The 14,147-nt window shown below is 57.7% G+C and carries 9 protein-coding genes and 1 pseudogene; all 10 read left to right on the forward strand.

What is annotated here, in order from left to right; translation table 11 throughout:
• Positions 1–16 precede the first annotated feature (16 nt).
• The gene (gene tssM / locus HZS52_RS09540) at positions 17–3,667 is read left to right on the forward strand and encodes a type VI secretion system membrane subunit TssM (protein WP_190374645.1); all 3,651 of its coding nucleotides are present in this window, start codon (positions 17–19) and stop codon (positions 3,665–3,667) included.
• The gene (locus HZS52_RS09545) at positions 3,651–4,262 is read left to right on the forward strand and encodes a GNAT family N-acetyltransferase (RefSeq protein ID WP_190374646.1); all 612 of its coding nucleotides are present in this window, start codon (positions 3,651–3,653) and stop codon (positions 4,260–4,262) included. The genes tssM and HZS52_RS09545 overlap by 17 nt, the downstream gene beginning before the upstream one ends.
• 151 nt (positions 4,263–4,413) lie before the next feature.
• Entirely contained in the window at positions 4,414–6,648 is a 2,235-nt protein-coding gene (locus tag HZS52_RS09550; RefSeq protein ID WP_190374647.1) for a type VI secretion system Vgr family protein, read from the forward strand.
• 3 nt (positions 6,649–6,651) lie between these two features.
• Positions 6,652–7,806 (forward strand): DUF2169 family type VI secretion system accessory protein, encoded by a 1,155-nt coding sequence (locus HZS52_RS09555; RefSeq protein WP_190374648.1) that lies wholly within the window; start codon positions 6,652–6,654, stop codon positions 7,804–7,806.
• Complete coding sequence (locus tag HZS52_RS09560; RefSeq protein ID WP_190374649.1) at positions 7,796–9,361, forward strand: hypothetical protein; 1,566 nt, start codon at positions 7,796–7,798, stop codon at positions 9,359–9,361. Before HZS52_RS09555 ends, HZS52_RS09560 begins: the two co-directional genes overlap by 11 nt.
• 1 nt (position 9,362) lies before the next feature.
• Positions 9,363–9,776 (forward strand): DUF2750 domain-containing protein, encoded by a 414-nt coding sequence (locus tag HZS52_RS09565; protein ID WP_161463703.1) that lies wholly within the window; start codon positions 9,363–9,365, stop codon positions 9,774–9,776.
• A 35-nt stretch (positions 9,777–9,811) separates the two neighbouring features.
• Positions 9,812–10,369, forward strand: a pseudogene (locus HZS52_RS24395) (DUF2169 domain-containing protein); the annotation flags it as partial.
• Positions 10,367–10,579, forward strand: coding sequence for a T6SS immunity protein Tdi1 domain-containing protein (locus HZS52_RS24815; protein ID WP_479715075.1), 213 nt, complete (start codon positions 10,367–10,369; stop codon positions 10,577–10,579). The pseudogene HZS52_RS24395 and the gene HZS52_RS24815, both read left to right, overlap by 3 nt.
• 470 nt (positions 10,580–11,049) lie before the next feature.
• Positions 11,050–12,261, forward strand: a complete 1,212-nt coding sequence (locus tag HZS52_RS09580; RefSeq protein WP_022522009.1) for a YeeE/YedE family protein — start codon at positions 11,050–11,052, stop codon at positions 12,259–12,261.
• Between the two features lie 191 nt (positions 12,262–12,452).
• On the forward strand, positions 12,453–14,132 hold the full coding sequence (locus HZS52_RS09585; protein ID WP_039859571.1) for an NAD-dependent malic enzyme: 1,680 nt from the start codon (positions 12,453–12,455) through the stop codon (positions 14,130–14,132).
• The last annotated feature ends 15 nt before the right edge of the window (positions 14,133–14,147 follow it).

The following is a 14,147-nucleotide window of genomic DNA, read 5'->3' on the forward strand; positions in this document are numbered from 1 at the left end:
CGAGGATTAAAGGCTCATGTGGGGAACATTGAAATCAAAGCTGAGCCGCTGGGTGCCCGGCTTTTCACGTGCACAGAGCACTCACAATCGCGCCAAAGCGCAAGCTAACAGAGTCAAGGGGTTAGGGCGGCTTTCCATGGCCATGTGGGGCGTATTAATCGTGCTCCTATTAGTGGCTATCTGGTGGTTAGGACCTAGTTGGGAAGTGCGAGACAGCTACCCATTAGGCCCCTGGGTCAATCGGTTACTGGCCACCTTGGCGCTGGTAACGTTAGTGGCGGTGATTTGGGGCGTTCGGCTTTCCCGTCGACTGCGCGAAGCCGATGAGCTCGCGCAGGATATGGAGTCGCAGCAGTCAGACCCCATACAGGAGAGTATCGACCAGCAGGAAACTTCGCTGAACAGCGTGCTATCCGAAATTATTGATAGTGTTGGCGGTGGGGACAGCAGCCGCTATCGCCTTCCCTGGTATTTGGTCATGGGGGTCGAAAATGCGGGCAAAACCAGCTTGGTCAATCGCTCGGGGCAAAATTTTGCGTTGTCCAATGTCATGAAAGCCTCTGGCATCAGCAGCAAGAAAAACCGCTTTGGTTTTGACTGGTGGATTGGCGATAAAGCGATACTCATCGACCCTGATGGCGAGTTATTGACCCAAGGCGCACTGGAAACTGGCGAGCCTGACGAACTGAATAGCCGCCTATGGGATCACTTCACCGAGTGGCTAGAGCGTAACCGCCCACGCCGCCCGCTGGACGGCGTTGTGCTGGTGTTGGATCTAGCCCGTCTTAGCCACGCCCAGGTAGCCGTTCGTAAAGCGTACGCGACGCTGTTACGTAGCCGCCTGCGCGAGTTGATGGAGCGCCACGGCAGCCGACTACCGGTTTACGTCACCTTCAGCAAAATGGATTTGCTGCACGGTTTTGACGATTTCTTCCGCCATTACTCCCGTGCTGCACGGCGGGCGCCGTTAGGCTTTACCTTCTCGGCTAAATCCATTGATACACCGGGACAGTGGGAAGAAGAGTTCGCCGCCGCTTACGACAACATGCTGGAACGCCTTAACCGCGCAATGCCCACCATGCTGGCAGAGTGCCGCGACCGGGAAGAACGGGAATCGGTATTTCGCTTTGTGCGCCAGCTAGCAGGGCTGCGCGATGTGCTGCTCGGTTTCCTCAACGAGGCGCTTTCCAGCGACCGCTTTTCCACCGCGGCGATTGTACGCGGCACTTATTTCACCTCGGTTTATCAGCAGGGGGTGCCTGAAGATCCTTTCGTTGATGCCGCGGCCCGCCGTTATGGCATGCCCGAAAGTGTTCAGCCAGCGCACCGTGCCACGCGCAGCGCCCTGTATTTCACCGAAGAGCTGTTTGAAAAAGTCATTTATCCAGAAGCTGGCCTGGCCGGTGACAACGCCAAAGTAGCCCGCCGCCGCCAGCGCACTCGCCAGGCGTGCATCGTCGGTTGCATGTTAGTGAGTGCGGTAATGATCGGTGGGTGGAGTCATTTCTACCAGAAAAACGCGACCTCGCTTTCCACCGTCGAGCATCGGGCGGAAACTTTCCTGGCCACCCATCCCGAAGAGTTTCAGAGCGACGACCCAACGGGCTACGAAATGCTGGCGCCGTTGGATCGCCTACGCGATGCGATGCAAACCTTCGAGGGCTACCGTACACACACACCTTTCCTTGCTGATATGGGACTTTATCAAGGCCACATTATTGGTGGCCAGTTAGAGAATGCTTACCTCGCCATGTTGGAGTACCAATTCCTGCCGGCGTTGATGGTGGGCATCATGGATGACATGAACCGCGAAGAAGAGGGCAGTAACGCCAAGCTGGCGCTGCTGCGCATTTTGCGCATGATGTCTGACGCCAGTGGCCGCCAGCCCGAACGCGTACACGACTTTATGGCGCAGCGTTGGCAGTCGGATTTCCCCCAGCGTGGTGAAATCCAAGACCGCTTACTGGCTCATTTAGATTACGCCCTGCAGCACAGCGATTTGGAAAGCCGGGTTGCCGCTGGTAATCGGCGCGCTGAATATGCCATGGCGCCACTACGCGGCAGCTTAGTCGCCGCGATTGACGACCTATCACGCCTGCCGATGGATGAGCGGGTCTACGCCACCATGAAAGCTGACAGTAGCCGTCGCGGAGACCCTCTCGACCTGCGCCGTCAGGTGGGGTCGATGTTCAACACGGTGTTTATGGCGCGTAACGATGAGCCCTCGTATGTGCAACTGCCGTATCTGGTTACCCGGGGTGGCTTCGAAAATCACTTCCTGCAACAGCTTGATAGGGCAACCGAGCTAGCGCTTATCGACTTGTGGGTATTGGATCAGCGCGAAGACATCAACTTCAGCAACGCTGACCGTCAGCAACTGCAAAATGCCCTGCGTGACTATTATGTCAATGATTATCGCGTGAGTTGGCGTGATGCCCTGCGCAACACCCAGCTTGTGCCCCTGCCGGACATTCATCAGGCAGCGGTGGTCGCCGATGCGCTGGTCAGCGCAGAGCGCCCGTTAGACCGTCTGTTAGCAGCGGTCGAGCAGAATACCCGTCTCTATCCGGAACTGCCTGAAGATGACGAGGAAGCCCGTGAAGCGCTACAGCGCTCACCGCGCTATCAGCTTGCTCACGATATCGAGCAGCAGTTTACCGCGATTAACAAGCTCTCCAATCCTCAAGAGGGGGATCCCTCCTCCCTGGAAGAGATCAAATCGGCGGTAACGGAGCTGCGCGATTACCTGCTTGATATAGAAGAAGCCAGCGACCCAGGGCGCGCCGCTTTCATCGGCGCGCGTGACCGCTTATCGCTGCGCGGTGATGACCCAATTTATCGCCTGCAGCGTATTGCTGACAGCTCGCCCGAGCCTGTCGCAAGCATGTTGAAAAGCCTGGCGGATCAAAGCTGGCAGCTCATCATGGCAAGCGCTATCAGTCACCTGGAAAATATCTGGATAGATGAGGTAGTGGCACCCTATCAAGAGCGTTTAGCCGGGCGCTATCCTCTGGTGCCCAGTGCAAGCCGGGATGCTTCGCTAAGCGACTTTGAAGCCTTCTTTGCTCCTGAAGGTATCCTCGACAACTTCTATCAGGATAACTTGCAGCCCTTTATCGAAGGTGCGCCTGAGCAACTGGTGGATACCCAGGGTAATTCGCTACTGCGTGAAAGCGTGTTTGCCGCCGTGTCACAGGCGGAACAAATTCGCCGTGCCTACTTTGGCCCTGATGGCGCACTAGACGTCGAGTTCTCTCTTGAGCCGATCAGCTTAAGCCCCGACAAGCGGCGCAGTGTGATCAGCGCCGATGGCCAGCTCATCGAATACACACACAGTGCCAGCAGCCGGGTATCGATGATTTGGCCGAATACGCTGCGTGGCGGCACTGATAGCCGCATCACCATGGTGCCCAGCCAGGTAAACCGCTCGCCGCGGAGTATGACCCGCGATGGCGCCTGGGCCTGGTTCCGCCTGTTGGAAGAGGCAAACATCACCAGCGTTAATGAGCGTGAGTTAGAGCTACGTTTTAATGTTGACGGTGGGGCTATGCGTTATCGCCTATTTACCGATAGCGCCCCCAACCCCTTTACCCGTTCGCCCGCCGCAGGCTTCCAGTTACCGTCGGCACTCTATGCAGAACGAGGGCCCTATGCTGACGAAACTTAAGCAGTGGCTCTCCCCCTCAGCTAGCGCGACCCATGGCCTCCCAGGTGGCCATGTGAATAGTGGCCCTGATGTTAATGGCCAAGCATCTTCGCGCGCGCTTGAGAACGCCCGGGAAGGGGATATCGATAGTTTTATCGAAGCCGTCCAGCGTGCCGATGCAAAAGGGCATTCGCCCTGGGTACTGCGTGATAAGGCCTACCTGGATACGCTGCGCCGTGCTCTGGAATTTACCCTCCATCGCCAGGTGTGGTTGCAGCGCGAGCAAGAGCACGTTGAACACTGGCAGGGGCGTTTACTCGCCCTGCGCCATGGGGATGGCCCGCCCCTGGGGATGGTGCTGGCGTGCCGACCCGATGACGAAGCCGCCTGGCAACTGCGTTTCTTCTTTATCAGCCAAGAGTGGAAGGGCAGCGGCCATGGTGCACGCCTGCTGACCGCTGCTCGGCTGAGTCTAAGCGGTGTACCGCTACAAACGCGGCTACCACTGGTGTGCCATACGGCGATTCAAAGCCTGGAAGCGGCGGGGTTTCAACGCATGTACGTCGATGCTTTTGAGGTGGCGAGCTACGAAGCGCCAGCGCAGTGGGATGAATAAAACAGCAGCGGAGGAACAGTAATGGGGCGAAATAGGGGAGTGGAGAGTCGCTTAATCATCACCCGGGACACTAAGCCGGTTGTATTGACCGATCAGGCAACGGTCTGCGGTGATCTTTTAACGAGCAGTGGCAGCAGAGAGGGATCTTACAATGGCTGATAATACGGGTCTTCAGTTTACCCTGACCCTTCCCGGGGCTTCTGACACGGCGGTGGTGAGCTTTACCCACCGCGAAGCGCTGTCGGAGACGTTTGCGCTCACCGTTGAGTTCGCCAGCCGCACCCACGACCTGTCGCCCAGCGACTGTTTGGATCAAAATGCCACGCTGACCATTTGGCAGGATGGCGAGCCGCTGCGCCGGGTGCATGGCATTATCGCTGAGCTGCATCGCGGCGATCGCGGGCACCGGCGCAGCTTTTACCGCGTGGAAATTCGCCCCGCCCTGTGGCGACTATCGCTACGGCATAACTCGCGTATCTTTCAAGACACCATCCCTCATGATGCAATCAAAACGTTAGCCAGCGAGCGCGGCCTCACCGATATCGAGTTTGCCACTACGCGTACTCCGCCCAACCGTGAGTTCTTGGTGCAATATCGCGAGACCGATCTGGCCTTTATCGAGCGCCTGGCCGCCGAAGAGGGCTGCTTCTATTTCCATGAGTTTGAGAACGCCGAAGGCGGAGCCCATCAGTTGGTGTTTGCCGATGCCACGGTGGTACTGCCTAACATCGGCGAGCGTACCTACCACGGCCGCGCCGGTGGCACGCCGCCCCGACGTCACTTGCGCAAGTTACGCCAGGTCAGCCGGGTACGCCCCGCCTCGGCCACACTCAAGGATTACAGCTTCAAGAACCCGCCTTACGCCCAGCTACACGAACACCAGGCGCCCAATCTAGGGGAGCACGCTCAGCGAGAGGATTACGAACACTACGACTACCCAGGGCGCTATAAAAAGGATGCCTCCGGCAAGCCCTTCACCCGCCATCGCCTAGAATCGCTGCGCGCTGACGCCACCACCGCCGAAGCCGAAAGTGACCTGCCTGAACTCGCCCCCGGCACCTGCTTTACTCTCACCGACCACGATATCGATAGCCTCAACCGTGCTTGGCAGGTGGTATCGGTGGTGCACCACGGCGAGCAACCCCAGGCATTAGAAGAGGACGGCATGGCGCGGGGTGGCTATGACAGTAACAATGGGGGGAGCAGCGCTGCGCAAGCAGGCGAGCTGATGACCCGCTACCACAATGAAGTGGTGATCATGCCCCGGGACCAGACCTTCCGCCCGGTGCCCAACCCCAAACCCCGGGTCGATGGCCCCCAGGTGGCCTTTGTAGTCGGGCCAGCGGGCGAAGAGATCTACTGCGACAAATATGGCCGGGTCAAAGTACAGTTTCCTTGGGATCGCTACTCCGCCTCTAACGAAACCGCCAGCTGCTGGGTGCGCGTTGCCCAGGGCTGGGCAGGCGGCGGTTATGGCAGCATGGCGATCCCCAGGATCGGGCATGAGGTCATTTTGTCGTTCTTGGAGGGAGACCCAGATCAGCCGCTCATCACGGGGCGCACCTACCACGCGGTTAACCGGCCGCCTTATCCGCTCCCTGCCTACAAAACCCGCACGGTCATCCGCACCCAAAGCCACAAGGCGGAGGGCTTTAACGAGCTGCGCTTTGAAGACGAAGCGGGCGAAGAGCAAATTTGGGTGCACGCCCAGAAAGACCTCGATCTGCTAACCCTTAACGACCGCACCGAGGACATCAAGCGCGATAGCACCCTGCACGTCTTTCGTGATCGCACCACCGACATCGACCGCGACGAAACCCGCACTGTCCACCGCCATGAAGTCCACACGGTGCATGGCAACGAGACCCATACCGTCGACGGTAACGAAACCTTTACCGTGCACAAGAACCGTCGCAAAACGGTGGATGGCAACGAAACCGACCGCATCGGCAAAAACTGGTCGAGCAAAGTCGGTAAGAACAAAACCGAAACCGTTGGCAAGGCGTACCTGCAGAACGTCGGCATGGGCCGCATGGAAAACGTCGGCCTGGGCTACAGCCTCAACGTCGGGGCGATAATGAATACCCTGGTCGGGCTCAGCAAGAGCACCCAGGTGGGGCTTAACCACTCGCTCAATGTCGGGCGCAACATCACCCTCAAGGCCGGTAACCAGCTCACCCTGCAGGTAGGCAACAGCCGGCTGGTGCTCACTGAGGACGCCATCTACCTGGATGCGGGTGAGATCCACGTCAAGGCGGGCACCAAGGTGCATGTCGACGGCCCCGATGACGTACTGCTCAACACCGGCACGGCCCAACCCGCACCGGGAAGTGCCGAGGAAAGCGATGGCCCTGAACCAAGCGACGCTAAGTCGCCGGGGTGGTAGTACATGGCGCAAGTGATTAATCCAACGTCGTTCCCCCATGCGCTGTATCGCAAGCTCGGCCCGGGCGACCAAGAGTATGATGTGGTGGTGGTCCGCGCCACCTACCGCTTCACCGAAGACAACTGGCCGCTGTTCGAGTCCAGCCACCAGCAGCCGATTCGCTGGCAGCCCACGCTTGAGGGCGACAGCGACAACCTGTATGCCCAGGTCATCACCGATGACCGCGACGTGCTGCTCGGCAAACTCAGCACCGAAGTGCACGTGCATGGCACCCTGCGCTCGCCCACCGGGCAACCGCGCAGCACCTGGCAGGTGCGGGTACAGGTAGGCCCGGTGGACAAACGCCTGATCGTGCGTGGGCCACGGGAGTTCCGCTGGCAACTGCTCGGTGGCTGGCGGGTCACTGACCCCACACCGGTCAGCGAAGTCCCGCTGGACTACCGCTACGCCTTCGGCGGCCACTACAGCCTGCCCGACGGGGACGCCCTCGCTAACACGCTCTACTACCCCGACAACCCCGCTGGGCGGGGCTGGTTGCCCTCCCGCGCTGACTATAAACGGGTATCCAGCGAGGTCATCCGGTACCTCAAACCCGACCTTAACGCTGTGACACGGCTACCCGCCCCCCAACTGGAAGACCCGGATTGGCTGGTCACCTCACCCTTCGACCGCCCGGCCCCGGCAGGCTTTGGCCCCATCGCCCCCTGGTGGGAGCCCCGGGTGAGTTATCAAGGCACCTTCGACGACCACTGGAAAACCCAGCGGTTGCCCTACTGGCCCGAAGACTTCGACTATCGCTTTCACCACAGCGCCCCGGCGGATCTGATCGCCCCCGACTACTTGCGCGGCGACGAACTGATGATCCTCACCAACTGCCTACCCAATAGCCGGGCGATTATGGTGGGAGACCGCCAACGCTTTCGCCACCGCACTCGGTTACCCGGCATTGCCCTGCAAGCTCTTACCGAACACGCCAGTGGCCAGCGTGGCAATACCCCGCTGGCCCTCGACAGCGTGGTGATCGACCTGGATCGGGAAGACGTCACCCTCACCTGGCGGGCACTGTTCCCGCTGGATGACCCGCTCAAGCAGGTACGCATCCGGCGCACGCCGCTGGCGGCATTATCATCTACCGGAGGGGCACGTCATGTCGGATGATACGTACGAACTGCCCCCCATGTGTGTGACACCTGACGGACGGTGCGAAGAGGGCGACGGCCCACCCGGCGCTGACAGCAGCACCCCGCGCGATACCCAGGGTGAGTCACCCCAAGGCGAAGCCCTTAACGGCCAGGCTCGCCATGCCGGTAATGCGGAGACCCGATGGAGAGCGTTGACCAGCTACCCTGATTTTTGCCAAGTGGGCGACAAGATCGTGGGTTTCGACTCCTCGGGGCCGCTTGGCAACCCTGTGAACTACTCCCCCAACGTGATCACCGCCGGGCAGCGCACCTACCGGGTCGGCGACCTGTGCCAAGGCACCGAGAGCAACGCCGGTTCGGGGGTGGGCTCCGGCACCTCCCAGGGCAGCGGCCACGTGTTGTTTTTAACCGGGCACGACAATGTCAAAGCCAACGGGCAACCGGTCGTCCGCGACGGCAGCGAATGCATGGTCAACTGCAACGCCGCCGGGGCAGGCGGCGCCAAGGGTTACGTCCACACCAACACCGAAAGCGTCAACAGCCAGCCCGAAGAGAGCAGTGAACCGCTCACCGAGGCTGAACTGTTTCAGCAACAAGGCGAAGCCAACCTAGAGCGAGTTGGCGAGCTACGCGACGCCCTGCACGATAACCCCAACGGCAAAACCGCTGCCGAGGCCGAAGCGCTCTATGCGGAGGTTCAGCAATTAGCCAGCGAGACCCGAGCTCAACAAGACGCCCTTATGGATGCGCTAAGGGAAGGGCGTATCAGCGGTAACGACTATATCGAGAGTAGTTTTGAGGTTGACGAGGCTGCTAATCGTGCTGCCGGTATGCAGCAAGAAGCCGAGCGCCAAGTGCGCTACACCTCCGAAAGTGGTCGCAATATCCGAGCGGCAGGGGTGTTTATGGCCGAAGCCGCGACGCCATATGGCACCATTGTGGATATACAAGACACAATGGCATTGTGGGGCGAAGGTAGAGTACTCGCCGCGTCGGGCATGACCCTGCTGACGGCTGTATCGGTTATTCCGGGGGTAGGGCTTTTACGTAAGGCGGATGATGTCGTGGACATTGCCCGGAATACTGATAGGGCAGGAGATGCGGCGGGAAGTGCTAATAGGGGCGGGACGTCAGGAAGCAACGAAGGGCTGCGGGTGGAGCAAAATTCCACTAGTATTGAAGGTAAAAACAGTGGTACGGAAGTTCGAAACAAGAATTCTGATGCTACTTCGATGCAAGGAAAAACTGCTCCAAAGAGAGTACGTAAATCTGGTGGACGCTCTGGAAAACAAGCAAGACTGAAGGAAATGATGAATGATCCTAAGGTAGGATCCGCAGATAGAGGCTGGTTAAAAAATGATGCTCGTCACATTGAGTATGGAAACAAATCCGGTTTGCGTATCCCGAGAAATGGAAGGAACTCTCCTGGTCGTAAAGCTGTAGACAAAGGTTATGAGCTTGCTCATCCGCATAATGCTCCAGCAAGTAAAGGTAATAATTATGCAGGCTCAAAACTTAAGAACCACGCAGATCACAAGGTTGAGACTCGCTTGCATAGGCATAGGTACTGAGATGAAAAACATTAAAAAAATGCACAGAAAGCAAATTGAGAATTTGCTTCAGCAGACCCCGGAACAACGTCATGACTACTTCATTCGCTACTGTTCAGACTTCGAACAAGTATGGGGCTTGGTTGTAGGAGACGACAATTGGGTGATTTTCAAGGATGCTGATGGAGATGAAATTTTTCCTCTATGGCCACATCATGATTTGGCGGAAGCTTGCTGTTTTGACGAGCATAAAAAGATGGGAGCTAAACCACAACCGATTGGTTTAGAATCTTTTATTCGAAACTGTATTCCAGATATGGTCTCGGACGGAGTTTATTTCGGAATATTTTATGATAATTTTCGAACAGGTCTAGCGGTTGAAGGGGAAACTCTAAAAGCTGAGCTTGAGGAAGAAGTGGGAACTGTATGGGAGTGACAGCTTTTTTATACCGTAACTAATGGCAAGTCAGGGTTCAGGTAGGCCCGGTAGATAAACGCCTGATCGTGCGTGGGCCACGGGAGTTCCGCTGGCAACTGCTCGGTGGCTGGCGGGTCACTGACCCCTCACCGGTGAGCGAAGTGCCGCTGGACTACCGCTACGCCTTCGGCGGGCATTACAGCCTGCCCGAAGGGGACACCCTCACCAACACGCTCTACTACCCCGACAACCCCGCTGGGCGGGGCTGGTTGCCATCACGCGCTGACTATAAGCGGGTGTCCAGCGAGGTCGCCCGATACCTAAAACCCGACCTTAACGACGTCACGCGGCTACCCGCTCCCCAGCTTGAAGATCCCGATGCCCTGGTCACTTCGCCCTTTGACCGTCTTCCTCCAGCGAGTTTTGGCCCCATCGCCCCCTGGTGGGAGCCCCGGGTCAGTTATCAAGGCACCTTCGACAACCACTGGAAAACCCAGCGTTTGCCCTACTGGCCCGAAGACTTCGACTATCGCTTTCACCACAGCGCCCCGGCGGATCTGATCGCCCCCGACTACTTGCGTGGTGACGAACTGATGATCCTCACCGACATGAGCGAAAAGCCGCTGTTCACCCAGGCCCTGAAGAAGCTGGGCCCGCTGAGGCCGGACGAAGTTTATGGCTTTGAGCCTGCCCTAGTTGCAGGCGGTGAATGGTCCGTTAACAACCTGGCCAAACTGAACCTAGATATCCATCTGACCATCCTGCGCCAGATGGCCCCGCCGGAGATCCCGTTCTCCGGGGTGAAGGTCGATATAGATTAAACAAGGGAGATTTCTACAAATTGTTAAGCACTTTATTCTAAGAGGGAAAACTTCGAGTAGTTCTTTTTTCGTTCGATACGCCCTGGGTGAGGGTTGCCTAAGCGGCGACTATGGCAGCATGGCGACCCACAGGATTGGTCATGAGGTTATAATATCACATTTGGAGGCTGGGCCGGGCCAGCCGCTGATCAGCGGGCGCACCTACCATGCGTCCAATACACCGTCTTACCCGCTTGCGCCAAAAAAACTCACACTGGCATCCGATTTACCAGTTTAAGAGGTGGAGTAGGACATAGTGCCAAGCTGCTGTGTGGCTCCAGTATCCATATATTCCATAAAGACATAAGCACCTCTCAACAAAGAATTTCCCGCACTCTACAGCTATCGTTAGGCTTATAACTATTGTCCATGTCTACCAAAAAGCGCCTGTTTGTAAACAGGCGCTTTTTGGTGCTGCTAAAGGTGAATGTATGTCTACAACGACGGTTGCTGCGCCGCAGAGCTATCGCGTGCCGCTGATAGCCACAGCGGCGATTGTGCTGGGTGCGTTGCTTATTGGGGTTGTCTTTGACGCCAACATTGGCCTGTTGATGATTGTCGGCGGGCTATTTGGCATGGTGCTGTATCACGCTGCGTTTGGTTTTACCTCAGCGTGGCGGGTATTTATTACTGAGCGGCGGGGGCGTGGCCTGCGTGCCCAAATGGTGATGCTGGCCATTGCCGTGGTGCTGTTTTTCCCTGCCCTGGGGGCGGGCACGCTGTTTGGTAACGAGGTGTCGGGCTTTGTGGCGCCTATTGGTATCTCCGTGCTTGTAGGGGCGTTCCTGTTCGGTGTGGGCATGCAGTTAGGCGGCGGCTGTGCCTCTGGCACGCTGTTTACCGCGGGCGGTGGTAACGCACGCATGCTGATCACTTTGGTGTTCTTTATTGTCGGCTCGGTGATTGGCTCGGCGCATTTTGCCTGGTGGCAGAGCTTACCGGCTTTTCAACCGGTATCGCTGGTTAACGTCGCCGGGGTCAGTGGGGGGATCGCCATTAGCCTGGTGCTGTTTGCGGCTATTGCGGCGTTTACCTGGGTGATGGAGAAGCGTCGTCATGGTCAGTTAGAACAGGCGCCCATGGTCGATAAGCATGGCTATGAGCGTTGGTTGACTGGGCCTTGGCCGTTAGTGGCGGGCGCGGTGGCGTTGGCGCTGCTCAACTTTGCCACCTTGGCACTGGCAGGCCGCCCTTGGGGAATTACCTCTGCGTTTGCGCTGTGGGGTGCTAAAGGCTTTGAACTGGTGGGCGGCGATGTCAGCCAGTGGGGCTATTGGCAGTCCCCTGGCAACGCAGCGGCCCTTAAAGCCAGCGTATGGAGCGACATCACTACGGTAATGAATGTCGGTATTATGCTGGGCGCGCTGGCTGCCGCCAGCTTGGCGGGTCGCTTTGCACCTAACTTCAGAATCCCGTTGAAATCTATCTTGGCCGCGGTCATCGGCGGCATCTTGCTAGGTTATGGCGCGCGTTTGGCGTTTGGTTGCAATATTGGTGCTTACTTCAGCGGCATTGCCTCTGGCAGCCTTCACGGTTGGGTATGGCTGGTAGCGGCGTTTGCGGGCAACATGTTTGGCGTTAAGCTGCGGCCGTTCTTCTTCGCTGGCGTGGAGGGGCGCAAACCCACCGCTAAAACTTGCTAGGGCATCGTTAGATCACTAGTTAATCGCGCCATCACGCCTCGGTTTAGGCTTCCTAAACCGAGGCGTTTTTTTATCAACATGGTCGCTCTCTTCCACCTTTGTCGCAGGAGCATGTTACATTACGCTCAAACGCCGCAAACGCCCGATGTTGCTGCATTGCAGCAGTGATTGACATAAAAAAGAGAGTGCTTATGACTACCGAGAGTAGACGCCCCCTATACCTTCCTTACGCCGGTCCTTCTTTGCTCGAAATGCCGCTATTGAACAAAGGCAGCGCGTTTACTCAGCAGGAGCGCTTGGCGTTTAACCTGATTGGTTTGCTGCCGCAGAAGGTAGAAACTATTGAGGATCAGCTAGAGCGGGTCTACCGCCAGTACCAACAATGCCATAGCGACCTCGAAAAGCACATCCACCTGCGCGCCATTCAAGACGACAACGAAACACTCTATTTCCGTATGGTTTCCCAGCATCTTGAAGAGATGCTGCCGATTATTTACACCCCCACGGTAGGGCAGGCGTGTCAGGAATTTTCCAACATTTACCGTAACCACCGCGGCCTGTTTATTAGCTATCCTGACCGCGAACATATGGATGATATCCTGCGCAGCGCCACCAAAGATAATGTCAAAGTGATCGTAGTGACGGATGGTGAGCGCATTCTAGGCCTCGGCGACCAGGGCATCGGGGGCATGGGTATCCCGATTGGTAAACTGGCGTTGTATACCGCCTGTGGCGGTATTAGCCCCGCCTACACGCTGCCGATCATGATTGATGTGGGCACTAACAACAAAGCGCTGCTGGATGATCCCATGTACATGGGCTGGCGCCACGAGCGGGTAGGGCAGGAAGAGTACGATGCTTTCATGGCAGAATTTATCGCTGCTGTGAAGCGCCGCTGGCCGAACGTGCTGCTGCAGTTTGAGGACTTTGCCCAGGCCAATGCGGTGCCGCTGCTAGAGCGCTATCGCAACGAGCTTTGCTGCTTCAACGACGATGTGCAGGGGACTGCCTCTGTGGTGGTGGGTACGCTAATGGCGGCTTGTCAGGCCCGGGAAGAGACCATTGCCCAGCAGCGTGTGGTGTTTGTAGGTGGCGGTTCCGCGGGGTGTGGAATCGCCGAGCAGGTGGTCGTAGCGATGGAAGCGGAGGGCTTGACCGAAAGCGAAGCACGGTCGCGTATTTACATTGTCGATCGCGACGGCTTGATGACCAGCGATCAAGAGTGGCAGCGCGACTTCCAGCGCCGGTTAGCCCACGACCCTTCGCTAGTCGCCGAGTGGAATGGCCAGGGTCTGGAAGAGACGATTGCTCAGATCAAACCAACAGTGCTGATCGGTGTCTGCGGCCAGCGCGGTATCTTCACCGAGCAGGTGGTGCGCACCATGCACGCGGGTTGTGAGCACCCGGTCATCATGCCGCTCTCTAACCCTACTTCCCAGGCAGAGGCCGTGCCAGAGGATGTTATTCGCTGGACCGACGGCCAAGCCTTGGTAGCCACCGGTAGCCCCTTTGCGCCGGTGGTTTACAACGGCCGTACTTATCCGATTGCCCAGTGCAACAATGCCTATATCTTCCCAGGCATTGGGTTGGGCGTGATTGCTGCCAGTGCCAATCGAGTCACCGACGAGATGCTGATGAGCGCCTCGCGGGCGCTGGCCCGTGAAGCGCCGCTGGTTAAAGAGGGCAAGGGTGCTTTGCTGCCGCCGCTATCGCGTATTCGCGATATCAGCAAGTCGATTGCTTTTGAAGTGGCTGCCCAGGCACAGCAGAATGGCGTGGCACTGAAAACCAGTGGTACGACGCTACGGGAACTGATTGAAAAGGCGTCCTGGTCGCCAGATTATCGCACATATCGCCGCCGCGCTTTTTAAACGTTTGGCTAAAAA

This window comes from Vreelandella titanicae (genome assembly GCF_014697095.1).
Classification (GTDB): domain Bacteria; phylum Pseudomonadota; class Gammaproteobacteria; order Pseudomonadales; family Halomonadaceae; genus Vreelandella; species Vreelandella titanicae.